The following is a 22,694-nucleotide window of genomic DNA, read 5'->3' as shown; positions in this document are numbered from 1 at the left end:
ATGGTGGCGGCATAATCGCGGCGGAAATCCACTTAACGAAACGCCCGAAACTGTTCAGACAAACCGAACCACCTCTGAGCGTGACCGCCTTGTTTTGAACGGTATATTCTGGCGGCTAATAACTGGTGCGCCCTAGGCGGATATTCTAGCGCGCTATGGTCCTTATACGACCTGTGCAAATCGCTTCAACAGATGGCGTCATGCTGGGCGCTTGGCACGCATTCTCAACGCGATATCGAAAGCTTACGATGGCGATATTCAGATGATAGATAGTTCGTCAATCCGCGTCCATCAATATGCGGCCAACGGTTAAAAAAGAAGAGAGATCCGATTGCATGGGTCACTCGCGCGGCGGCCTGGCAACTAACAGCCATGCGCTTGTCGATGCCGGTGGTTGCCCGATCCGCCTGAGACTGACTGCCGGATAAGCCCATGACGGACGCTCGGCAGCCAATATGTTTGAGAGTGTCAAAGCCGGTCAAATATTACTGGCAGACCGCGCATACGATAGCGATGACTTGCGTTAAAGTATCAAGGCGCGAGGAGCATGGGGATGCATTCGCCCCATGCCAAACCGCGTAAATATCCCCGCTTTTAGCCCATGGCTCTATAAACAACGCAATGCCGTCGAGAGGTTTTTCAACAAACTCAAACACTTCCGAGCTGTTGCAACCCGATACGACAAATGCGACGATAATTTCCTCGCATCTATACAACTTGCATCAATTCGTATTTGGCTATGTAATTATGAGTCCGTAGTGCTTCCCTCCATTCATAACTGAATAATCTATCAGCTAATGACGGGATCAAACAACTAGTTTAGCGACGATCTTGGTCAACTCAACGAGTTTATTTTCTGGCGCTGATCAGCGGCTCTTCGCAGATGGAGTGGGATTGCGCGTCTATAAACATAGACACCTTTATGTTCATAAAGATATGGAATATCAGGAGAAAATTTTCTCAATGTACTTTTTCTTGTACCGCCTGCTAAATGGGTAATGGGAAAAAATACTAAAAACAATAACTTTTATGAAAATCAATAAAAAAACTGGAGCGGGCGAAGGGATTCGAACCCTCGACCCCAACCTTGGCAAGGTTGTGCTCTACCCCTGAGCTACACCCGCTCGTATCAGTTTTTCAGAAGAAAATCATTCATTGTGTGAAGTCATTTCCGTCAGGCACGCGCTATATGGCCCAACACTTTTCATAATGCAATAAGGGAAAAGTTTTTTTGCGAAAAGAAATTGTATCTTATGTCTAAGCATATGATTTTTATTGAAATTTTTTTCACATTCTTGTTCGGTAAGGTCGTTTTTTGTTAGAGAAAATATCTGAATAGGCTAAATTTCTTCGAAAAAATCATGCCGATATGATTCATTGATTCACATTTTTATGCTGGCCTGCGTTTCGAACTTCATCTTGGTCTAGGAGCAGAGCTGTTATTGTGTTGAGGGGGAGGCAGATGATGAAATTTATAGAAACGATGTGTATAAGGTTTTTGAAAAGGTCACACTTTTAGGAAACGCAATCTCATGCCTATGACATCGGTCGACTTGCACAATTATTTAAAGAAACTGGATATCGAGGTGAAGACAGTGGCACATCCTGCCTTGTTCACGGTCGCTGATTCACAAAACCTGCGTGGTGAAATTCCCGGTGCTCATACTAAGAATCTGTTCCTGAAGGACAAAAAAGACAATTTTTTTCTGGTGACAGTCGATGAAGAAGCCGTGGTTGATCTCAAGTCAATCCATCACATCATTGGTGCCTCCAGCCGCGTTTCATTCGGAAAGCCTGAGAAACTGATGGAATATCTCGGCGTGGTTCCCGGTGGCGTTACGGTCTTTGGTGCGGTAAATGATACAGGTCACAATGTTCAGATTATCCTCGATGCAAGTTTGATGAAAAATGATATCATCAATGGGCATCCTCTGACCAATGAAGCCACGACATCAATCAAGCGTGATGATCTGATGCGGTTTCTTGCCGCTACGGGGCATGAAGCACGCATTCTTGCTGTTGCTGCAGATGCGGCCTGACTATCGAAACTCACCTGCTGCTACCCTATATGCATGCTGGAAGATATAAGGAATATCCGATGACAAGTCAGAACAATCCCTATTCAAATATTCAGTTGGGTGGGCAGATGAGTGGTAACGTATCTTTTGGGACACCGGCTTCATCTGGGGCGGGTGCTTCTTTAAGTGGTGATCCTCTTGTCAAGGACACAACGACCGCAGATTTTCAGACAGATGTGATTGCGGAATCCCGAAAACAACCGGTTCTTGTTGATTTCTGGGCGCCGTGGTGTGGCCCATGCAAGCAACTGACACCAATCATCGAAAATGCAGTTCGCGAAGCAGCTGGCGCGGTCAAACTCGTCAAGATGAATATTGACGATCATCCATCAATTGCCGGCCAGCTTGGTATCCAGTCTATTCCCGCGGTCATTGCATTCGTTAATGGTCAGCCTGCTGATGGTTTTATGGGCGCTTTGCCAGAGTCCAAAGTGAAGGAGTTCATCGCGAAGATTGGTGGTCCGAGCGATCAGGAAACTGCAATCTCCGCAGCTGTCATTGCTGGTAATGAATTGATTGAGGCCGGGGACTTTGTGCAGGCGGCGCATATTTTCTCGTCCATATTGCAGGTGGCGCCTGATAATGTGGATGCGGCTGTCGGTCTGGCAACTTGTATGCTTGAATCGGGTGATGCGGAGAAATCACGGAAGATTTTGGCTGGCTTGCCTGCTGACAAGCAGGATGCAGCGCCGGTTCGTGCACTTGAAGCGAGGCTTGCACTCGCCGATCAGGTGAAACTCATTGGTGATCCGGTGGAGCTGGAACGTCGCATTCAGGCTGATCCCAATGATTTTCAGGCGCGTTTTGATCTGGCTCAGCTGCGCAATGCGCAGGGAAAGCGCACGCAAGCAGCAGATGAGTTGCTGTTTATCATGAAGGCAGATCGCGACTGGAATGATGACGGCGCACGCAAGCAGCTTCTTCAGTTCTTCGAGGCATGGGGCAATACAGATCCGGCGACGCTCAGTGCACGCCGCAAGCTTTCGTCGCTCCTGTTCTCCTGAAACGGCTTCATTGAACGCAAATATTGAAGCCGTATTGTCTCTTTGTTTTAATATCAGGTTGCATCGCAATTATGCTTGGAAGGCTTAGGGTCAGGACCCATTAATTTGATGAGAATGGCATCTGAAATGACCAGATCTGCAAGGAGAGACGTGAGGACCGGAGTAGTCCCTCCGGTTGAGCGGCTCGACGCAGCAGATCACCAAGTCATTTCGATGTCCGAAGGATGTGGTCCATCCGCCCGGCCTACTTCGTCGAAAAGTCTTGAAAATGAACCACATTTCCTTCGCCTTTCCTTCTTGTATCCGAACGGATGGCCTCACACCATTCCCGTCAAATTAATGAGTCCTGACCCTGGAAGGAGAAAGTCATGCTAGTGGGCAATGCCCGATATCGGACAGCTTCAGATATTCCAGAGCTTGTTCCGGTTTTTCCTCTCAAGGGAGCTCTTCTTTTGCCCGGTGGCCAGTTGCCGCTGAATATTTTTGAGCCCCGTTATCTCGAAATGGTTGATGACGCGCTCGCTGGTAAGCGTATTATTGCAATGATCCAGCCGCGTATTGAAGATGCCGAGGATGAAGGCGAAGACACTGCATTTGACGAAACAGCGAAGCCTGAGCTCAGTCAGGTAGGATGTCTTGGCCGGATCACCACATACTCCGAAACCGGGGATGGGCGGGTTCTGATTACATTGCAGGGTATTTGCCGGTTTCGGGTTCTGGAAGAGATCAACTGCCGCAGACCTTATCGTCAATGCAGAATTGCGCCATTTTTAACTGATCTTGAACCTGCGGCCGATCTTGGTGAGATTGATCGTGAAGCATTGTTGCATACATTCAGAGAATATCTTGAATTACACCATCTTGAAGCCGACTGGGACAATATTTCCCGGACTGCCAACGACACTTTGGTGAATGCGCTTTCGATGATGTCTCCCTTTGGCCCGGCTGAAAAACAGGCGCTTCTGGAAGCTGCGGATTTGAAAACACGTGCCGCTACCTTGATTGCAATCACTGAAATGGTTTTGGCGAAGGCCAAGGATGATTACGGTTCGCGCCTGCAATAAATGCCGAGGAAGTAATAATGACTGAACATGACAATAGAGGCGATCTCGATGTAAAGCTGCTTGAATTGCTTGTCTGCCCTCTAACCAAGGGAGTGCTGCAATATGATGCGGAAAACAACGAACTGATTTCGCAAAAGGCCAAACTTGCTTACCCGGTTCGTGGTGGTATTCCGATCATGCTTCCATCCGAGGCGCGGCCTTTGGAATAAAGCATATGCAACTTTGAGCAGGATCAAAGTTTGAACAAAGGGCGATGATGCAGCTATTATATAATTTCTGCACATCGCCTTTTCTTTTTCATAAATTTCGCACCGCTGGTTGTTGCCTGCCGCGTGCCGGGGTTCTATAACCCATGCAGAATTCGAAAGTATGATAACGGAAATTTATTTCGCTGCCGTTATTGTGCGATAAAAAACAGAGGCTTGGCATAATGGCATCCAGAAAAATTCTTCTCCTGCCCGGCGATGGCATCGGTCCCGAAGCAATGGCTGAGGTTCGCAAAATTATCGCTTTTCTTAATTCGGGTCTCAATCTCGGTTTTGAAACCGATGAAGGACTGGTTGGCGGATCAGCATATGATGCACATGGTCAGGCAATTTCCGATGCAGATATGCAAAAGGCACTTGCTGCTGATGCTGTGCTTTTTGGTGCTGTGGGTGGTCCCAAATGGGATGACGTTCCCTATGAAGTACGCCCGGAAGCGGGTCTTTTGCGCCTGCGCAAGGATCTGGCACTTTATGCCAATCTGCGTCCGGCAATCTGCTATCCAGCGCTCGCACATTCATCGTCTTTGAAGCCAGAGCTTGTCGAAGGCCTTGATATTCTGATCGTGCGAGAACTGACCGGCGGTGTTTACTTTGGTGAACCAAAGGAAATCATCGATCTCGGCAATGGCCAGAAACGCGGGATTGATACGCAGGTTTACGACACTTACGAAATTGAACGTATTGCCGATATTGCTTTTGAACTTGCCCGCACCCGCCGTAACAAAGTTACGTCGATGGAAAAGCGGAATGTGATGAAATCGGGTGTTTTGTGGAATCAGGTTGTCACGGCACGTCACAAGGAAAACTATTCGGATGTCGAACTGGAGCATATGCTGGCTGATGCTGGTGGTATGCAGCTTGTGCGCCGGCCAAAGCAATTCGACGTGATCGTCACGGATAACCTTTTTGGTGATCTGCTTTCCGATGTTGCGGCAATGCTGACCGGTTCGCTTGGCATGTTGCCATCGGCTTCGCTCGGTGCTGCCGATGCCAGAACCGGCAAGCGCAAGGCGCTTTACGAGCCGGTACATGGTTCGGCGCCTGATATTGCCGGTCAGGAGATCGCTAATCCGATTGCCATGATTGCCTCGCTTGCCATGTGTCTGCGTTATTCGTTCAATCTGATTGAAGAAGCAGATCGTCTGGAAGCAGCCATTGCCAGTGTTCTGGATGATGGTCTGCGCACAGCCGACATCTGGTCGGAAGGCACCAGCAAGGTGGGAACGACCGAAATGGGTGATGCTATTCTTGCAAAGTTCAGGGAACTTTCTGCTTAATCATCGCTTTAACAAACAGCAAAACCGCCATGTGCTCATACCCATGGCGGTTTTTTTATTTGCTTCAAATTTTTTTAACTTTTTCGCTTATCAACGAGGGTGTTTGTTGTATTCAATATTGATTGGACACGGTAGTTTTTATTACGGATAAGTCATTGATAGTCATATTTATTTCGTTTACCTTAAATATGGATCTCTCAATGTTTAAAAGCATCCTATCTGCAAAGGGGAAAACGTGTCTTTGATCTCGACAATTGTGCCATTTGTAACGGAAGCAATATCTTATCATGCTCCACATGATTTATGGTTTGCATGTACGGCCTTGTTGTTTCGCGATACGGGTGGCGGTTCCTATGCCGGACGGACAATGGAATTGTCCATGGAGTTGCCTTATGTTGTCGCAAGCATACCCAAGGGGCATCAGTTCACATCCGTTGTAGATGGTCATGAGCCGCTACAGTACCAATCCAAATATGGGATTTTTGCGATTGCCGTTCCAAACGGCAATATTGCCGACTTGAAGATTGTTGAAGGCTTGAATGAGCAAGGCCTGACTTTCAGTGTGCTTGCCTATGCCGGTGCTTCCGGGCCTGCTGATAATGCAGCAAAAACCAAAGCAATGCTGGCTGCGATTGATCTTGGTGCGTGGATACTTGGTCAGTTCTCAACAGCTGAAGAAGTAAAAACGGCTCTGAATGAAAATACCGTTATTTTAACTTCTCTCGTGCCGTTGCACGGGGCAAAAACACCTTTTCATTTTGTTGTTCATGATCGCACAGGCAAAACCATTGTCATTGAGTTTTCGAGCGGTCAGCAGAATGTTTATGACAATCCGGTTGGCGTCATGACAAATGGGCCTGAATTTACATGGCACCTGACCAACCTCAATAATTATACATTCCTGAACAATCTTGATCAGTCGACAGGTAAATTTGGTGATCTGGAGGTTTCTCAGCCCGATTCCGGTATCGCTACGGCAGGCCTTCCTTCTTCAAATACATCGGTAGGGCGCTTTGTCCGCGCCGCTTATTATTCGACCTTTGCGGAAAAAGTGGCGCCGGAAAAGGCAGTCCGTGCACTGGCCCATATTATGAATAATTTTGACCGGCCACGCGGTATTACGATTGATCCGCCGCAGTCTGGTGGGCTGGATATTGAAGGCATTTCAGCCGCGGGAGATCAGGAATACAAGAGCGAATACACATCCTGGACTGTTCTTGGTGATCTGACGAACAACGAGTTTTATGTTCGTACTTATGATTCAATCAACTTTATCAAGTTCGATTTGAAGCGGTTGTTCAGCCAGAATGAGCTGAAAATTGCCCCGCTTGATAAAATATCGATGATCGATGGTGTTGATGCAACAGACACTTTGCTGAAATAAGCATGAGTGACAGGGGAAGAGCAGAAGAGCTTTTCTGACAAATATCAAAGCGCCGGTCTGATTAATCAGGCCGGCGCTTTTGTTTCACGGTTTGTTATTCTTTACTGCCAGTCGATGCGACTGAAGCAGCATAATAGCGCTGGAAGACAGTCAAGATGACCATCGGGATCAGCGATATGAAGAGTGCAGCCGCAAAGATCAGGCTGTAATTCACATCATAGGATGTGGAGAACTGGGCAATAGCGACAGCCGCAACCTTATAATCCGGGTTTGGTGCGATCAGCAGCGGCCAGAGATAAGCCTGCCACTGGATAATGAATAGAATAAGCGCAGCGCTGATCAGGGCAGGGACAGAGAGTGGCAGATATATCCGCCAGAAAATGCCGAACCAGCCCATGCCGTCGACCATGGCAGCTTCGCGAAGCTCTTTGGGGATGCCTAAGAAAAACTGGCGCAACATAAAGACTGCAAGTCCATTGCCGACCCCGGGCAAGATAAGACCCAGATAGGTGTTCTGGAGGTTGAACCCCCGCATGATCTGGTACAAAGGAACGGCAATTGCATCAAATGGTATGAGGAAGCTTACGACCATCACCATGAAAACTGCATTGCGATAGGGGAATTCAATCACTGCAAGAGCAAAGGCTGCGGCTGAACAGATCATCAGGCCGAAAACAACCGTCACCAGTGTCACAAACATGGAATTGAGGATCGCCTGACGGAAACTGCCGGTCCAGAGTTCTATGATATGAGAGAGCGTGAAATCATTGGGGATGATCGTCCAGATGCTTAACGGCGACAGATAGCGGAAAATGTCGTTTGATGGGCGCACGGCACTTATTGCCATCCACCACAGGGGCAGAATGAACAGAAGTGCAATGCCGATTGCTGTTGTTGTGCGAAGAAGACCGGGCTTTTTAGTCATCAGTCTGCATCCTCCGGTGAACGCATCATGCGGAACTGGAACAGAACTACAAGCAGAACCACACTGACGAGAATGATCGTCGCGGCTGCTGCACTGCTTGGATCATCTGCGATAAAAGCACGTGTATAGATTTCGTTCATGATGAGATTGGTCGAACCCTGGGGACCGCCCTGGGTAAGAATTTGCACAGGTGCAAAAACAAGAAAATTGGCAACCGTATTGGCGACCAGAACAAAAGTGAGCGGTCGGCGCAATTGAGGCAATGTCACATAACGAAATTGCTGCCATTTATTGGCGCCATCAATCCGCACGGCTTCGTAAAGCGATTTGGGAATATCCTGTAATCCGGCCAGAATAAACGTCATCCAGTAGCCGACACCGATCCAGCTCACGATCACCATAATTGATGCCAGCGCCTGATCAGGAGAGGTGAGAAAGCGCATTGGCTCTATACCAATGCTGCTTAAGACAGCGTTGATTGGACCATCAGGGCGAAAACCTACACCCCAGACAACTGCCGAGACACTCTGCGGAATAGCGACGGGTAGCAGAATAATCGCGCGCCAGAAGCCAACATAGGGAATGGCTGCATTCAGCAGCAGTGCGAGTGCGAGCGCAATGGCAATCTGCAAGGGGTTGATAATGACTGAATAGACGAGAGTCGTTATCAGGCTTGAGATGAAGGTTGGCTCAGAAAAAAGATAGCTGTAGTTTTCCAGACTGTAACTCGTTGCTCGTGGTGCCAGCAACGAGTTATGCAAGGCCGATGCAGCAGGCCAAAGCCGAAGGAAAACGACAGCTATCAAAGCGGGCGCCAGAAAAAGTAAGGCAATCAAAAGTCTGCGATGCAGCGTCATGGCGACATCCATTATTCATTGTTGATGACGCAAATCCGTCATTCAGGTGCTTTGATGCGAAGCGGCAATGACAGACGTATCTGTCATTGCTTTCATGTTGGTATCAGCGAATGCGTCCCAGCGACGACTTCAATTGATCCTGTGCCTGTTGCAGCGTCTTTTCGGCATCAGCACCATTGCGAATATCGGCAAATGCCTTGTTGAGGATGGTTTCAAACGCAACATAACCAATGGAACGTGGGCGACTAACAGCCGTTTTTTCAGTCTCATAGGTGATGATATCGATAGCCGAGCCGATTCTTGGGGTCAATTCATCCATTTTCTTGGAATAAAGCTTGAACCCTTCCGCATTAACGGGCGGCAGCGGATTTTGCGAAACTGTCAGATATGAGCCTTCACCCGTCAGGGTCGCAAATTCCAGAAACTTCTTTGCTTCTTCAAGATTGGCTGCATGCGGATTGATCGCGAGCGACCATGATCCGGTTGGTGTTACAGGTTTGCCATCCTTGAAGTAAGGCATTGGCGCGACGCCATAATTGAGATTTTCTGCTTTGTTGAAGCGGGCAATTGCCCATGGACCTGTGATCATGAACGGGGTTTCGCCGTTGATGAAAAGATCATAGCTCTGATTGGGCGTTACTCCGCGTGGTGACAGGCCGTCAGCAAACTGATCACCATACCATTTGGCAACTTCAATCCATTTGTCGCCAAGCAGGTCAGGTGTCAGCATCGCGTCACCAGTCAGGCCCGAACCCGCACCAGCCGATTCAAAAAGCGGTTGGAGCTGATAGTAGCGGTCAACCTGCTGGAATGCCCAGCCCCATTTGGTACCGCTCTTTTGCAATGCGCGGGCTTTTTCGAGGAATTCTTCCCAGGTCAGGCGATCTTCTTCTGCCGAGCTCAACTCATCCATGCCTGCTTTTTTGAGAAGGTCACGGTTGAAATAAAGCAGCTGTGTGGAATTCCACATCGGGAAAGCATAAATTTTTCCATCATAGGAAACTTCCCCAATCGCCACCTTGTTAGGGACGGCGGCTTCGATCTTGGGACGCAGATCTTCAAGATCAAGCATGTAGCCCTTGGATGCAAAGGCTGGAATGCGCGGCGTGTCAGCCGCATAGATGTCGATGCTGTTATCGCCTTGACCAACGCGGGATTGTACGGCTGCGTTCAAATCTTCGAATGGTATCTGCTGATACTCAATCTTGATTTCAGGATTGGCCTTTTCATAGGCCTCGATAACCGGAGCGAAAACGGCTGGCGCGGCCTCACCGATAAAATTTATGGTTGTCTGCGCGATTGCCGAACTTGCCATGAGGGTGGAAAAGACAGTGATAGCGGCTGACAAGCCGCGCATACGCGTTAACTGAAACATGAAGATCTCTCCTCCTCGAAAAACCTAGCACTTGATGTGCACACGCATGCAGAATAGAAATTATTGCTATACGCTGTCAATTGGATTTCACATTATGTGTGGAATTGCGCAAAACAATCTTACCAAGCACGTTGTAATGGCGGGTTTTCTGGGGTTCTCCCGATAGTCTGGCGATAATTTCATCCACAGTGACATCGACCATGCGCGGTGCATTTTGATCTACGGATGTCAATTTATAGGACGGCCAGCCGGCCGGAGCCGAGTTATCGAATCCCACAACGCATACATCCTGAGGGATTCTCAAGCCTTGTTCACGTTCGATAACTTCGATGGCTGCAAAGGCCATGAGGTCGTTGGCAGCAAAAATTGCATCTGGTTTGATGGCGCCGGAAAAGAGCTGCCGTGCTGCGTCAAGGCCGCCTGAATGGGTGTAATATCCTGTGGCTTTAGCAAAAATCTTGACGTCGCGTGCCGCCAGTCTTTCTGTAAAGCCGCGCTCCCGGTCACGGCTGCTGGATGTGTCAGGCAGTCCGGCAATGAAGGCGATATTCTTTTTTCCCATATTGACCAGCAGGTCCGCAACCTGGGCACTTGAAGCGACATTGTCACAGGTTACAGCCGTCACGCCGTCCATTTCAGTATAGCGGTTGAGCGCAATGACAGGCTTGTTTGCTTTTGCAAAGCTGCTGATTCGTTTAGAGGAAAGATGTGCATTTGTGACAATGATTCCATCCACTTGATAGGATGCAAGCTGCGTCAGAATATCGTCGTTATCGGTCTCGTTTGCAGGCAATACCAAAGGTGCGAGGCCTTTTGAATGCAGCCGGTCGATCAGTTCCTGCAGCAGGCATGCATAAAACGGGTTCTCCATGTTTGAGGTGATGACGCCGATAATGTTGCTGCGATTGGTGGTAAGGCTGCGTGCCAATGCATTTGGCTGATAGCCAAGGCTTTCTGCGGCTTTGAGAACTTTTTCTCTGGTGGCTTGAGAAACATAGGCGCCGGGAGTGAAAGTGCGCGAAACTGCGGAACGTGAAACACCGGCAAGTTTTGCAACATCGGTGGATCCGACCTTACCTATTTTTGCATTCATCGATTGTTGTTCCCCCTCTGCACTTGACGAACCCGCCTGTTCGACTTTACTACTGCAACCGTGTGCAGAATGATAGATCGGACAGGCATTATGCAACGGTCTCTCGGTCTGCCTGATTTTGTTGCCCGGACATGAGAGACTGGAGCACAGGATTGCTAGGCTGGATAATACTGAAACAGGTCCATTAATCTACTTGTTTCAAATAGATATGCTTTTGGGAGGATCGATGGGAAACGTTGAACTTAAAGCCGTCAGGAAGACTTATGGTAATGTCAATGTCATCCAGCGCCTTGATTTATCCATTCAGGATGGTGAATTTCTCGCTCTTGTAGGCCCGTCAGGATGCGGGAAGTCGACGCTGTTGCGTATGATTGCCGGTCTTGAGGAGATCACTGCTGGAGAAATTCTCATTGATGGAGTGGTCGTCAATGGTCTTGACCCCAAAAAACGCAATATTGCGATGGTGTTCCAGAATTATGCGCTCTACCCTCATATGAGCGTGCGTGAGAATATTGCCCTCAACCTGAAACTGTCGAAAGTCCCCAAAGACGAAATCTCCCGCCGGGTTGATGAAGCGGCACGGTTGCTGGCGATTGAGCCATTGCTGGATCGCCGTCCTGCCCAGCTCTCGGGTGGTCAGCGTCAGCGTGTTGCAATGGGACGCGCTATTGTGCGTAATCCCGCGGTTTTTCTCTTTGATGAACCGCTGTCCAATCTTGATGCCAAGTTGCGCGTCCAGATGCGTTCGGAAATCAAGTCCTTTCACCAGAAAGTCCAGACGACATCGATTTATGTGACGCATGACCAGATTGAGGCCATGACGCTTGCTGACCGGATTGTCGTGATGAATGCCGGCAATATCGAACAGATTGGCTCACCTGCCGATCTTTATGAACGCCCGGATAATATATTTGTGGCCAGCTTTATCGGTTCGCCCTCCATGAATCTGCTTGATGCAATTGTCGAGGCTAACCCGGATGGTGGTTATCAGGGACGCATTTCAGGTGATTTTGTCCTGCCATTGCCTGATCATTACGCTGTCAAGGCAGGAGAGGCCATTATTATCGGCATCAGGCCGGAGCACATGCACCTTAAAGGCGAGGGCGTGCGCATTCAGGCTAAAATTGCCCATTTTGAGCCGACCGGTGCGCAGACCCATGTCCAGATTGACGCCGATGGACAAACCATGACGGCAGTTGTCAACGACATGATGCATTTTGTGCATGGCAGCGAAACAAGCTTCTATGTGGCGATGAGTAAAATTCATCTTTTTTCCAAAAAGGATGGCAAGCGCATCGCTGAAACATCGAAATCTGACACATAATTTTAGGGAGGAAACATGTCTATTTCCGAAGCGCAGCGGCTTGCTTTGCTTGCACCGCCTACAGGACGTGTCCGCGTTGTCCTTGATACGGATACATTTAATGAAATCGACGACCAGTTTGCAATCGTTCAGATGCTGCTTTCGCAGGAGCGTCTGGACGTTGAGGCAATCTATGCAGCGCCGTTTTTCAACAAGCGTGCAGATAGCCCCGGTCATGGGATGGAGCTGAGCTATGAAGAGATTCTGCGTCTGCTTAGCCGTCTCAACATGTCGCATGAAGGTCTCGTGCATCGTGGTGTAACGGACTATGTGGGACCGGAGAAACAGGCGCGTTCCGCAGCAGCGGTTGATCATATGATTGAACGCGCTCGGGCCGGTTCTCCCGAAAACCCGCTTTATATCATCGCGATTGGCGCGATCAGCAATGTTGCCTCCGCCCTGTTGAAAGCGCCTGATATTATTGATCGCACAGTCGTTGTATGGCTTGGTGGTCATGCGCTGGAATGGCCGCATACTGTTGAATTCAATCTCAAGCAGGATGTCGGCGGTGCGCAGGTTCTGCTTGATTGCGGCGTGCCGCTGGTGCTGGTTCCGTGCAAGGGCGTAACATCGCATCTGCATAGCACGGTTGCCGAAATTGAACGCTATGTTGAGCCGCAAGGCGATATTGGTGCGTTTCTCGCCATGCGTTTCAAGGAATATTCCGATAATCATATCGGTTGGTCCAAGGAAATCTGGGACATGGCGCCGGTTGCCTGGCTTCTTAACCCGGATTGGTGCCCGAGTGTTCTGACCGCATCGCCGGTTTTGACGGATCAGATGACCTGGAGTGTTGATCGCTCCCGCCATTTTATTCGCTATGTCACTTATGTGGACCGGGATCCGATCATGCAGGATTTTATCCGAAAACTTGAAGCCTTCGCTTCCAGATAGACGATTGATCAGCAATTAAAAATGCCCGGATAATTGATCCGGGCATTTTGTTTTTAAAGATAGGGTTTAAGCCATTCCAGCCCTTCGAGCGTCCCTTTTTGGGGGCGATATTCGCAGCCGATAAAACCGCTATAGCCGAGCCTGTCGAGAAGCTTGAAAATAGCTGTATCATTCAGTTCTCCGCTTCCCGGTTCATGCCGCAAAGGCACCGATGCCGTCTGGATATGACCAATCAGCGGAAGCAGGGTTTCAAGGGAGCGGGTGACGTCGCCATGTAAAATCTGGCGATGATAGATGTCATATTGCAGCTTGACATTGCTGCGGGCAGTTTTTTCAATTAATGCGACAGCCTGATTGAAATCATTGAGAAAATAGCCGGGCATATCGCGTTTATTGATCGGCTCAAGCAAAATATCGATTGCATAGGGCTGCGCAGCATCCGCGGCTTCACAAAGGGCTGCGAGATAACGCTCCTGGGCCGTTTGATTGTTGCTGTCAGCAAGGCCGGCCATCATGTGAATGCGTGGAACACGAAGAACCTGCGCATAATGAAGTGCAGTTACAAGATTGTTGCTAAACTCTTGTGCACGATCAGGGAAGGCTGCAATGCCGCGTTCTCCGCTTTCCCAATCACCGGGAGGCATGTTGAAAAGAGCAATTTCAACCCCCGCTGCCATTGCCTTTTCCCGCACGGTTTCGGCATCATGCTCATAGGGAAATAAAAATTCCACAGCTTTGAAACCAGCCTTTGCAGCCGCGTCAAAGCGATCAAGAAAAGGCAGCTCATTAAACATCATTGTCAGATTTGCAGCAAAATTTGGCATGGATCAAACGGCCTTCTGTGGGAGATTGATGCCCGTGATCTGTGCAATCATGCGGGCAACGGATGCATCGTCATCTTTGCCCATTCCGGCTGCGGCAGTGGCCAGAAACATTTGCAAGGCCGTGCCTGCAACGGGCAGCGGGAATTTTTCTTTGTGGCCAATATTTGCAACAATTCCCAGATCCTTGGTGAAAATGTCAACGGCGCTGCGCGGAGAATAATCGCCTTCGAGAATATGCGGGACACGGTTTTCAAACATCCAGCTGTTGCCCGCCGATGCCGTGATGACCTCATAGACCTTATCAAGATCAAGGCCGAGTTTTCCGGCAAATGTCATTGCTTCGCAGGCGGCGGCAATATGAACACCGGCCAGCAGTTGATTGACTATTTTATAGGCGGCCCCCAGACCGGCCCGATCGCCAAGATTATAGACTTTTCCGGCAATGGCCGACAGTGCGGCGTCTGCAGCATCGAATGCGGCTTGAGTGCCGGAAGCCATGACAGTAATCTCGCCGGCTTCTGCCTTGATTGCGCCGCCGCTTACCGGAGCATCAAGATAATGCAGGCCGGCATTTTCGGCCTTGGCTGAAAGATTGCCTGCATCTTCAGGAGACATGGTGGCGCATGAAATCACCACTCCACCTTTTTGCATCGCAAAGGCGCAGCCATGTGCGGGCTGAAACAGGGCCGCGTCGGTCTGTGCGGCATTGACCACCATCAGGATGAGCGCATTTGCGCCCTGTGCTGCTTCTGCCGCGCTGCTCGCAATCTTGCCCCCGGCCTTGCTGAATTCATCAAGGCAGGCCGTGTTCAGGTCGTATCCTGTTACATCCACACCATTGCGCAAGAGCGACTTCGCAGCCCCCATGCCCATTGATCCAAGCCCGATGACTGCAACCTTGTAATCGCTCATTGTTTTCTCCGATGACAGCGCTAACATTTATTTTCTAATCTGCTTGCTTTTCAGAAGCAAGCAGATATGTTTGCGCTGTCATTTATCTTTAGCGCAGGGGGTGTGCATGCTCTCGAAAGGCCGGGCAATCACCTTGCATGATGTTGCGCAAGCAGCAGGTGTAAGCGAGATCACTGTATCGCGTGTGCTCCGATCCAAGGGGGCTATCAGCGAGAAAACACGCCTTCGCGTCATGGAGGCAGTCCGTGACACGGGCTATGTTCATAACAAGCTTGCCGGTTCACTAGCGTCGTCGCGTTCAAACCTTGTCGGGGTTGTGCTGCCTTCCCTTTCTAACAGCGTTTTTCCAGAGGTGATGGAGGGTATCAACAAGGCTCTTGCCAGATCCGGTTTTCAGCCTGTTGTCGGGGTCACAAATTACGATATGGATGCTGAAGAAGTCATTGTCCGTTCCATGCTGGCATGGAAACCGGCTGCAATGATTATTTCCGGCCTTGATCATACACGAACGACGAGCAAGCTGCTCGACAGTTCATCAATCCGTGTGATTGAAATCATGGATGCCGGTGGGCGACCGATAGATGTGGCAATCGGCTTGTCGCATCGTGATGCAGGCATTGCGACTGCCGAACATCTGCTACAGCGTGGTTACAGAAATTTTGGTTATGTCGGGCACGATCTTTCCAGCGATTTACGTGCCGCACAGCGGCACCAGAGTTTTGTGAAATATCTGACGAGTCAGGGCATTACGGCACCAGTGGAATATTTTATTGATGGTCCCAGCTCCATCGGAGGGGGGCGTAGTGCACTGGAAAGCCTGTTGAGAAAGCGGAAAAAACCTGAAGTTGTCGTGTTCTCCAACGATGATATGGCTGTAGGCGGCATGTTTCATTGCTATGCGGCAGGGCTGAAAATCAAAACGGATATCGGGATTTTCGGGTTTAACGGACTGGATATGGGGCAGGAGCTGCCGCAGCCATTGTCGACAATAAAATCCAACCGTCACAGCATCGGGCAGATTGCCGTTGAAACCTTTATGCAGCAACCCGACCGTCCTGATACCAGCACGATAATCGATACGGGTTTTACAATCCTTCAGGGTGAAACAGCTTAATCGGTCTGTGCGGGTAAAATAATCAAACAAGACTGTTCCGCATTTTTTAAGCGCGGAAAAACTCTCATGTGGAGGCATATTTATGTATATTGGCGCTATTGCCGACGATCTGACCGGGGCAACAGATCTTGCCCTTATGCTGTCACGCGGTGGCATGAGTGTTCTTCAGGTGGTTGGTGTTCCTGCTGCCGATACTGATTTTGGCGCAGTGGATGCAGTCGTTGTGTCGCTGAAATCCCGGACGATCCCGGCAAAAGATGCCGTTTCCCAATCAATTTCGGCCGCTGATATTCTGCTCAAAGCTGGCGCGCAACAGATATTTTTCAAATATTGTTCGACCTTTGATTCCACAGATGAAGGCAATATCGGTCCTGTCACAGAAGCATTGATGAAGCGTATCGGCGTCACACGCACGATAGCTTGCCCCGCTTTTCCGGTTAACAAGCGTACGGTTTATAAGGGCTATCTTTTTGTGGGCGACCAGCTTTTGTCGGAAAGCCCGATGCGTGACCATCCATTGACGCCGATGCGCGACGCTAATCTTGTGCGTGTATTGGAAAGACAAACCGGGATTCCTGTCTCCTTGATCAGCCATGATATTGTTCGTCAGGGAGCCTCTGCAACGGAGCAGGCACTTGATGCCATGACAGGCATAGCCGTTATTGATGCGATCAGCGATGATGATCTTTATCTGATTGGCAAAGCTGTTCGCTCGCTGAAACTTGTCACTGGCGGCTCAGGCATTGCCCTTGGGCTGCCGGGCAATTTTATATCTGATACAGCGACCAGAGAAACCAAAGTAACAGTACCGGCAGGCCATGCTGTTGTGCTTGCTGGCTCGTGCTCGGCGGCCACAAGGAAGCAGATTGCCTATGCGCAGCAATCAGGAATGCCGTCGCTGCAAATCAAGCCCGATGCGATTTTCACCGGTGCCATAACGGTTGCTGAGGCTGTTGAGTTTGCAATCAGGCATCAGCAGCAACCCTCGCTGATTTATAGCAGTGATGCACCCGAAGGGGTTATCAGCGCTCAGGCGCAATTCGGGCGGGAGCAGGCCGGGGAAATTGTTGAAAATTTTCTTGCCAGCGTTGCTCGTGAACTTGCAAAGCTTGGCTTTAACCGGTTTCTGGTTGCGGGTGGCGAGACATCCGGTGCCGTGGTCAGTGCGCTTGATGTGAAGACATTGGAGATCGGCCCGGAAATTGCGCCCGGTGTGCCATGGACCAGGTCGGAGACGGCGGCCGGACCTCTTGCCCTTGCATTGAAATCAGGAAATTTTGGCGACGAAACCATGTTCGTGACCGCCTGGGAGCTGCTTGGATGACAGCGATTATCAGTGAAGAAACCCGGTTGCGGGATGAAATCGTATCCATTGGAAAGTCACTGTTTGATCGTGCGCTGACGGCAGGTTCGACCGGCAATATCAGCGTTAGACTATCGGATGGTTCCACTTTGATGACGCCGACCAATGCATGTCTTGGCACTTTGGATCCTGCGCGGCTTTCATTGCTCGATGCAAATGGCAAGCATCTATCCGGTGATAAGCCGACAAAGGAGGCGTTCCTGCATCGCTGCATGTATTGTGAGAGGGCAGATGCAAATGCTGTGGTGCATCTTCATTCCACCTACTCAGTGGCTGTCAGCATATTGGAAGATGTTAATCCTGAAAATGTTTTGCCGCCATTGACTGCATATTACGTTATGCGTGTCGGACATTTGCCGTTAATTCCTTATTATGCGCCCGGCGATGAAGCTCTGGCGCTTTCGGTCAAGATGCAGGCAGCTCGTCACCATGCTGTCCTGTTATCCAATCATGGGCCGGTTGTGGCGGGGAGTTCGTTGCAAAATGCGCAATATGCCTGCGAAGAACTGGAAGAAACTGCAAAACTATATCTGCTGCTCGGTGACAGGAAAATACGGCCCTTGACGCCAGAGCAGGTTGCCCATCTGTCGAAAGCATTTGCTGTTTAAATCCGTTTTGAAAACTGTTTAGTCTGTCTGGAGTGCGCTTTAGACAATTATCTTGATTTCGGCATCACATTAGGTAGACTGATCTACCTAATGTGATGCCGAGGAACGATGACAAACAATTCTTCCGCTACTTCTCTGAGCGCGAGAGAAAGGCTTCTGGAAGCTGCTTCTATTCTGTTTTACAATGATGGAATTGCGGCCACTGGTATAGATTCAATCACGCGACGTGCAGGCGTTGCAAAACAAAGCCTTTATAATAATTTCTCTTCCAAAGCCGATCTTGTGGCAACTTATCTTGAAATACGCCACGAGGAATGGCTGGCGCTTTATCAAAAGCGGCTTGCAAACAAGACGCAGCCTGAAGAGAAAATTCTAGCAGTCTTTGAGGCCTATGAGGATCATGCCGAATTTGCTTATGAGCATGGTTTTCGTGGCTGCGGGCTCCTCAATGCTGCGGCAGAATTACCGGCTAATGATCCTGGTCGCGTAACCGTCCGAAAGCATAAAGAACAGATCGAAGGTTTTCTTGCAGATCACCTGACTTGCCTTATTCATGACGATGAAATTCGGGTACACGCATTGGCGCGGCATCTCTCCTTTATCCTTGAAGGCGCGATCACACGCGCAGGTCTTGAAGGAAACAGCCATCAAATGCGTGAAGCCAAAGATCTTGTCACAACACTTCTGAAGAACCTGTAATGCAATCATCAAAAGGCTATTTTCTGGGAATTGCAGGCATTATCATTGCGTCAATTATCTGGGGAACAACGGGTACGGCAGCAACATTTGCGCCAGAGGTTAGTGCGGCGGCTATTGGTGCTGCCGCCATGGGTATTGGCGGGTTGCTACAAGCCTTGCTTGCTTATAAAACTATTTTATCATCCCGCCATGCTTTGCGTGCTCAATGGCATTATCTTGCTCTTGGCGCGGTCGCTGTCGCGATTTATCCGTTAGCCTTTTATGCATCCATGCGCATGGCAGGGGTAACAATCGGAACGGTCATTTCCATTGGTTCCGCGCCTTTATTATCGGCACTGATTGAATATAGGCTTGATAATTTGCGCCTTTCCAGGCGATGGGTAGCAGGCGCTCTGATGGGGATTACGGGTATGGCATTGCTCAGCCTTGCAGAAGGGGGCACTGTGAATGAATCCGCTAACAGTAATTCCGCCATATCAGGCATATTACTGGGGCTGGTGGCGGGTTTCACCTATGCGCTCTATTCGTGGTGTGCACGTCGGGTGATGCAAAATGGTATTGCCTCCACAACCGCCATGGGTGCAATTTTTGGCATTGGTGGATTGTTGCTGATGCCTGTTCTGATGCTGACAGGCGGGCCATTCCTTGCATCGTGGAACAATGCCGTGGTCGGCCTTTATATGGCATTGATTCCGATGTTTATTGGCTATGTCTGTTTTGGCTATGGGCTTGGCAGGGTTCAGGCCAGCACCGCGACGACAATCACGCTTTTCGAGCCGGTGGTAGCTGCCTTTCTGGCTGTTATTATTGTGGGTGAGCGTTTGCCTTTATCAGGCTGGTTTGGGGTCATGCTGGTCGTCGCCTGTCTGGTCATCATCACCGTACCTGTGAGAGCAAAAAAATCTGATCCGGCGGCTGTTTTTTGAGAAAGTCAGCGACAACAGCGCAAAAGTAAAAAAACGCTTCACCATATGACTGGCGGTGATTGTAATTTGAAGTTATGGGCCTCTCTATAAATATTTTATGAGGGGTCTATGTCCTATTTTCCAAATTGGCGTCTTACCAACGACAGCACTGTCCTGCCCGACGAACGACTGCCGACCACAGCAGCCGTACCGATGGGTATTCAGCATTTGCTGGCAATGTCCGGTTCGACCATTGTTGCACCATTGCTCATGGGGTTTGATCCCAATGTTGCAGTCTTCTTCTCCGGCATCGGCACATTGCTGTTCTTTTTGATGACCGGTGGACGTGTACCGAGCTATCTCGGTTCGTCCTTTGCCTTCATTGCCGTGGTGATTGCTGTTACCGGCTATGCTGGCAGTGGGCCTAATCCTAATATCGCGCTTGCACTGGGCGGGATCATTGCCTGTGGTGCTCTTTACGCGGTGATTGGCCTGATCGTTATGGCTGTCGGCACAGGCTGGGTCGAAAAGCTGATGCCTCCGGCAGTGACCGGTGCCATTGGCGTTGCTATCGGGCTGAACCTTGCACCTGTGGCCGTGGGTCAGCTAAAAGGTTCCGGCGCACATCTGACAATTGCGCTGCTGACCGTGCTTTGCATGGCAATGATTTCTGCTTATGGGGCACTTGCAACCAAGCGTGTTGCCGTGTTGCTGGCGCTGTTGTTTGGCTATTGCCTTGTGCTGATTTTCGGCAATGGATTTGGCTTTGTTCCTGGCATTGATTTCTCGGCTGTTGCCACTGCGCCCTGGTTTGGTTTGCCTGCCTTTACAGCACCTGTCTTCACATGGCCGGCAATTACTCTGATCGCTCCTGTTGCCATTGTTCTCGTTGCTGAAAATCTCGGCCATATCAAAGCGCTTGGCTCAATAACGGGTCAGAATATGGACCGCTATATCGGTCGCGGCTTTTTAGGCGATGGTATTGCTACGATGATTTCCGGCTCCGGTGGCGGTACAGGCGTGACCACCTATGCGGAAAACATTGGCGTTATGGCAATGACGAAAGTCTATTCGACATTGATTTTTGTCATTGCAGCCATTGTTGCAATTGCGCTTGGTATGTCACCAAAATTCGGTGCAATCCTGCAAACCATTCCCGCCCCTGTTCTGGCTGGCCTTGCCGTATCGGTCTTTGGTCTGATCGCCTCGGCAATGGCACGTATCTGGGTTGTCAACAAAGTGAATTTTGCTGATCCGCGTAATCTTTTCACCGTTGGCGTTGCGCTGATTTTTGGTGCTGGCGACTTTACCGTTAATATCGGAAGCTTCGCGCTCGGCGGCATTGGTACCTCCACCTTTGCCGCGCTGATCATGTATCAGTTACTGAGCATCGGTCGTAAAAGCGACGAGATCCACTAGACACGGGATCCACCAAACAAATGTGTCGCGCAAGACCGTTTACAGTTTTGCGCGACACGCCCCCGCCCTCATCACACGCCTTGCTTTTATCAGGCGCGACGTGTGCCTGTTGATACGATATCGAGATATACGGCCAGCACCAGAATGCTGCCTTTGATGATCTGCTGCCAGAATGTATCAACACCCAGCATGGACATGCCGTTGTCGAGGCTCGACATGATAAGCGCACCGACCAGTGCACCAATGACCGATCCGACCCCACCGCGCATCGATGTGCCGCCGATAAAGCAGGATGCAATAGCATCAAGCTCGCCGCCAAAACCTGCCGAAGGCGTGCCTGCTGCAAGCCGTGCAGTTGTGGTGAGACCGGCAACCGCAGCCATCAGCCCCATCAGTGCAAACACGGCCATTTTGACGAAGTTCACATTGACGCCTGAAAACCGTGTGGCTTCAAGATTGGAGCCAACGGCGTAAATATGGCGTCCAAACACAGTCTGGCGCGATATAATGGTGAAAACGCCAAGAATAATCAACAGAACCAGCACTGGAAAAGGCACACCCTGGTAGCTGTTGAGGATCAGGATAAAGCCAAGGATCAATATGCCGGTGCCAATGAGACGCGCAGTTTCCATTGCCGGAGAGAGCATTTGCAGATTGTGCTTGCGCTTGCTTGCACGTGTTCGCAGCGTGATCAATATAAGTACGGCGAACAAGGCCATGGCGCAGACATTGCCGAACCATTCAGGCAAATAGCCTTGTCCCAGATATTTGAAGTCTGACGAGATTGGCGCAATGGTGACGCCACCCATAATGCCAAGCACGATACCGCGAAATACCAATTGGCCGCCAAGCGTGACAATAAATGACGGAATGCCAAGATAGGCCGTGAGCCAGCCGTTAAAGCCACCCAGAATAACGCCGAGCACCAGCACCGTACTGATCGTGGCCCATAATGGCCAGCCATAAATGACATCCAGCACTGCCGCGACGCCGCCCAATAGCCCCAGAAGTGCGCCCACAGACAAGTCGATTTCGCCTGCCACGATAACGAATACCATGGCCGAGGCCAGCATGCCGGTAATTGCCATCTGCCGCAGGAGATTGGAAAAATTGCGTGCGGTCAGAAATTGTGACCGACCCATTTCTGGATCATAAGTCATAATAGCGAAGAACGCCCAGATGAGCGCAACCACGATCAGCAGCGCTACAATCTTGTATTCAGCGAGAAATTTTCTGAGGCTTTTGCCTGTCAACGTCATATCATGCACCG

Annotated in this window: 21 protein-coding genes, 1 tRNA gene and 1 pseudogene; 15 read left to right on the top strand and 8 right to left on the bottom strand. The window is 49.9% G+C overall.

Annotated features, from left to right (window positions below; translation table 11 throughout):
* Nucleotides 1–82: 82 nt before the first annotated feature.
* Nucleotides 83–782, top strand: a pseudogene (locus tag FHY56_RS18195) (IS5 family transposase); the annotation flags it as partial.
* Nucleotides 783–1,049: 267 nt separating this feature from the next.
* Here FHY56_RS18195 and FHY56_RS14580 read toward each other — a convergent pair.
* A tRNA-Gly gene (locus FHY56_RS14580) sits at nt 1,050–1,124 on the bottom strand.
* A 408-nt stretch (nt 1,125–1,532) separates the two neighbouring features.
* On the opposite strand from FHY56_RS14580, the gene FHY56_RS14575 reads away from it, so the two are divergent.
* The 6 genes from FHY56_RS14575 (at nt 1,533) to FHY56_RS14550 (ending at nt 7,073) form a co-directional block, all read left to right on the top strand.
* Entirely contained in the window at nt 1,533–2,039 is a 507-nt protein-coding gene (locus tag FHY56_RS14575; protein WP_140905891.1) for a prolyl-tRNA synthetase associated domain-containing protein, read from the top strand.
* 59 nt (nt 2,040–2,098) lie between these two features.
* Nucleotides 2,099–3,082 carry a thioredoxin gene (gene trxA, locus FHY56_RS14570; RefSeq protein WP_140905890.1) on the top strand — a complete coding sequence of 328 codons (984 nt, stop codon included), beginning with the start codon at nt 2,099–2,101 and terminating at the stop codon, nt 3,080–3,082.
* Nucleotides 3,083–3,450: 368 nt separating this feature from the next.
* Complete coding sequence (locus tag FHY56_RS14565; RefSeq protein WP_140905889.1) at nt 3,451–4,146, top strand: LON peptidase substrate-binding domain-containing protein; 696 nt, start codon at nt 3,451–3,453, stop codon at nt 4,144–4,146.
* A gap of 17 nt (nt 4,147–4,163) precedes the next feature.
* Entirely contained in the window at nt 4,164–4,355 is a 192-nt protein-coding gene (locus tag FHY56_RS14560) for a Trm112 family protein (RefSeq protein WP_140905888.1), read from the top strand.
* 221 nt (nt 4,356–4,576) lie between these two features.
* Nucleotides 4,577–5,689: a 3-isopropylmalate dehydrogenase gene (gene leuB / locus FHY56_RS14555; RefSeq protein WP_140905887.1), complete on the top strand. Its 1,113-nt coding sequence runs from the start codon at nt 4,577–4,579 to the stop codon at nt 5,687–5,689.
* A gap of 235 nt (nt 5,690–5,924) precedes the next feature.
* The gene (locus FHY56_RS14550) at nt 5,925–7,073 is read left to right on the top strand and encodes a linear amide C-N hydrolase (RefSeq protein WP_140905886.1); all 1,149 of its coding nucleotides are present in this window, start codon (nt 5,925–5,927) and stop codon (nt 7,071–7,073) included.
* 94 nt (nt 7,074–7,167) lie between these two features.
* Here FHY56_RS14550 and FHY56_RS14545 read toward each other — a convergent pair whose 3' ends face one another.
* The 4 genes from FHY56_RS14545 to FHY56_RS14530 form a co-directional block, all read right to left on the bottom strand.
* Nucleotides 7,168–7,998 carry a carbohydrate ABC transporter permease gene (locus FHY56_RS14545; RefSeq protein WP_140905885.1) on the bottom strand — a complete coding sequence of 277 codons (831 nt, stop codon included), beginning with the start codon at nt 7,996–7,998 and terminating at the stop codon, nt 7,168–7,170.
* Entirely contained in the window at nt 7,998–8,855 is an 858-nt protein-coding gene (locus tag FHY56_RS14540; RefSeq protein ID WP_158447767.1) for a carbohydrate ABC transporter permease, read from the bottom strand. Before FHY56_RS14540 ends, FHY56_RS14545 begins: the two co-directional genes overlap by 1 nt.
* 103 nt (nt 8,856–8,958) lie before the next feature.
* Nucleotides 8,959–10,230, bottom strand: coding sequence for a sugar ABC transporter substrate-binding protein (locus FHY56_RS14535; RefSeq protein ID WP_140905883.1), 1,272 nt, complete (start codon nt 10,228–10,230; stop codon nt 8,959–8,961).
* Between the two features lie 76 nt (nt 10,231–10,306).
* Complete coding sequence (locus FHY56_RS14530; protein WP_140905882.1) at nt 10,307–11,323, bottom strand: LacI family DNA-binding transcriptional regulator; 1,017 nt, start codon at nt 11,321–11,323, stop codon at nt 10,307–10,309.
* Nucleotides 11,324–11,549: 226 nt separating this feature from the next.
* Between FHY56_RS14530 and FHY56_RS14525 the strand changes: the two genes are divergently transcribed.
* Together FHY56_RS14525 and FHY56_RS14520 are read left to right on the top strand one after the other, a co-directional pair.
* The gene (locus tag FHY56_RS14525) at nt 11,550–12,647 is read left to right on the top strand and encodes an ABC transporter ATP-binding protein (RefSeq protein ID WP_140905881.1); all 1,098 of its coding nucleotides are present in this window, start codon (nt 11,550–11,552) and stop codon (nt 12,645–12,647) included.
* A gap of 15 nt (nt 12,648–12,662) precedes the next feature.
* Complete coding sequence (locus FHY56_RS14520; protein ID WP_140905880.1) at nt 12,663–13,580, top strand: nucleoside hydrolase; 918 nt, start codon at nt 12,663–12,665, stop codon at nt 13,578–13,580.
* Nucleotides 13,581–13,633: 53 nt separating this feature from the next.
* Here the strand turns inward: FHY56_RS14520 and otnI are convergent, their stop codons facing one another.
* Nucleotides 13,634–14,404 (bottom strand): 2-oxo-tetronate isomerase, encoded by a 771-nt coding sequence (gene otnI / locus FHY56_RS14515; RefSeq protein ID WP_140905879.1) that lies wholly within the window; start codon nt 14,402–14,404, stop codon nt 13,634–13,636.
* Between the two features lie 3 nt (nt 14,405–14,407).
* Nucleotides 14,408–15,316, bottom strand: coding sequence for an L-threonate dehydrogenase (gene ltnD, locus FHY56_RS14510; protein ID WP_140905878.1), 909 nt, complete (start codon nt 15,314–15,316; stop codon nt 14,408–14,410).
* 106 nt (nt 15,317–15,422) lie between these two features.
* Here ltnD and FHY56_RS14505 point away from each other — a divergent pair, with 106 nt between their 5' ends.
* The 6 genes from FHY56_RS14505 (at nt 15,423) to FHY56_RS14480 (ending at nt 21,424) form a co-directional block, all read left to right on the top strand.
* The gene (locus FHY56_RS14505; protein WP_140905877.1) at nt 15,423–16,430 is read left to right on the top strand and encodes a LacI family DNA-binding transcriptional regulator; all 1,008 of its coding nucleotides are present in this window, start codon (nt 15,423–15,425) and stop codon (nt 16,428–16,430) included.
* 82 nt (nt 16,431–16,512) lie between these two features.
* Nucleotides 16,513–17,754 (top strand): 3-oxo-tetronate kinase, encoded by a 1,242-nt coding sequence (gene otnK, locus FHY56_RS14500; RefSeq protein WP_140905876.1) that lies wholly within the window; start codon nt 16,513–16,515, stop codon nt 17,752–17,754.
* On the top strand, nt 17,751–18,401 hold the full coding sequence (otnC, locus tag FHY56_RS14495; protein WP_140905875.1) for a 3-oxo-tetronate 4-phosphate decarboxylase: 651 nt from the start codon (nt 17,751–17,753) through the stop codon (nt 18,399–18,401). Before otnK ends, otnC begins: the two co-directional genes overlap by 4 nt.
* A gap of 108 nt (nt 18,402–18,509) precedes the next feature.
* Nucleotides 18,510–19,100: a TetR/AcrR family transcriptional regulator gene (locus FHY56_RS14490; protein ID WP_140905874.1), complete on the top strand. Its 591-nt coding sequence runs from the start codon at nt 18,510–18,512 to the stop codon at nt 19,098–19,100.
* On the top strand, nt 19,100–20,026 hold the full coding sequence (locus FHY56_RS14485; RefSeq protein ID WP_140905873.1) for a DMT family transporter: 927 nt from the start codon (nt 19,100–19,102) through the stop codon (nt 20,024–20,026). The genes FHY56_RS14490 and FHY56_RS14485 overlap by 1 nt, the downstream gene beginning before the upstream one ends.
* Nucleotides 20,027–20,134: 108 nt before the next feature.
* Entirely contained in the window at nt 20,135–21,424 is a 1,290-nt protein-coding gene (locus FHY56_RS14480; protein WP_140905872.1) for a solute carrier family 23 protein, read from the top strand.
* A gap of 89 nt (nt 21,425–21,513) precedes the next feature.
* Here the strand turns inward: FHY56_RS14480 and FHY56_RS14475 are convergent, their stop codons facing one another.
* Entirely contained in the window at nt 21,514–22,683 is a 1,170-nt protein-coding gene (locus FHY56_RS14475; RefSeq protein ID WP_140905871.1) for a sugar ABC transporter permease, read from the bottom strand.
* Between the last annotated feature and the right edge of the window lie 11 nt (nt 22,684–22,694).

This window comes from Brucella gallinifaecis, from assembly GCF_006476605.1.
GTDB classification, from domain to species: Bacteria; Pseudomonadota; Alphaproteobacteria; order Rhizobiales; family Rhizobiaceae; genus Brucella; species Brucella gallinifaecis.
This window is presented reverse-complemented; position numbering and strand designations above follow the sequence as displayed.

Bases quoted from the DNA above. Each gene is read 5' to 3' on its own strand.
- FHY56_RS14575 (WP_140905891.1), top strand. From the start codon at position 1,533: ATGCCTATGACATCGGTCGACTTGCACAATTATTTAAAGAAACTGGAT.
- trxA (WP_140905890.1), top strand. From the start codon at position 2,099: ATGACAAGTCAGAACAATCCCTATTCAAATATTCAGTTGGGTGGGCAG.
- FHY56_RS14565 (WP_140905889.1), top strand. From the start codon at position 3,451: ATGCTAGTGGGCAATGCCCGATATCGGACAGCTTCAGATATTCCAGAG.
- FHY56_RS14560 (WP_140905888.1), top strand. From the start codon at position 4,164: ATGACTGAACATGACAATAGAGGCGATCTCGATGTAAAGCTGCTTGAA.
- leuB (WP_140905887.1), top strand. From the start codon at position 4,577: ATGGCATCCAGAAAAATTCTTCTCCTGCCCGGCGATGGCATCGGTCCC.
- FHY56_RS14545 (WP_140905885.1), bottom strand. From the start codon at position 7,998: ATGACTAAAAAGCCCGGTCTTCTTCGCACAACAACAGCAATCGGCATT.
- FHY56_RS14540 (WP_158447767.1), bottom strand. From the start codon at position 8,855: ATGACGCTGCATCGCAGACTTTTGATTGCCTTACTTTTTCTGGCGCCC.
- FHY56_RS14535 (WP_140905883.1), bottom strand. From the start codon at position 10,230: ATGTTTCAGTTAACGCGTATGCGCGGCTTGTCAGCCGCTATCACTGTC.
- FHY56_RS14530 (WP_140905882.1), bottom strand. From the start codon at position 11,323: ATGAATGCAAAAATAGGTAAGGTCGGATCCACCGATGTTGCAAAACTT.
- FHY56_RS14525 (WP_140905881.1), top strand. From the start codon at position 11,550: ATGGGAAACGTTGAACTTAAAGCCGTCAGGAAGACTTATGGTAATGTC.
- FHY56_RS14520 (WP_140905880.1), top strand. From the start codon at position 12,663: ATGTCTATTTCCGAAGCGCAGCGGCTTGCTTTGCTTGCACCGCCTACA.
- otnI (WP_140905879.1), bottom strand. From the start codon at position 14,404: ATGCCAAATTTTGCTGCAAATCTGACAATGATGTTTAATGAGCTGCCT.
- ltnD (WP_140905878.1), bottom strand. From the start codon at position 15,316: ATGAGCGATTACAAGGTTGCAGTCATCGGGCTTGGATCAATGGGCATG.
- FHY56_RS14505 (WP_140905877.1), top strand. From the start codon at position 15,423: ATGCTCTCGAAAGGCCGGGCAATCACCTTGCATGATGTTGCGCAAGCA.
- otnK (WP_140905876.1), top strand. From the start codon at position 16,513: ATGTATATTGGCGCTATTGCCGACGATCTGACCGGGGCAACAGATCTT.
- otnC (WP_140905875.1), top strand. From the start codon at position 17,751: ATGACAGCGATTATCAGTGAAGAAACCCGGTTGCGGGATGAAATCGTA.
- FHY56_RS14490 (WP_140905874.1), top strand. From the start codon at position 18,510: ATGACAAACAATTCTTCCGCTACTTCTCTGAGCGCGAGAGAAAGGCTT.
- FHY56_RS14485 (WP_140905873.1), top strand. From the start codon at position 19,100: ATGCAATCATCAAAAGGCTATTTTCTGGGAATTGCAGGCATTATCATT.
- FHY56_RS14480 (WP_140905872.1), top strand. From the start codon at position 20,135: ATGTCCTATTTTCCAAATTGGCGTCTTACCAACGACAGCACTGTCCTG.
- FHY56_RS14475 (WP_140905871.1), bottom strand. From the start codon at position 22,683: ATGACGTTGACAGGCAAAAGCCTCAGAAAATTTCTCGCTGAATACAAG.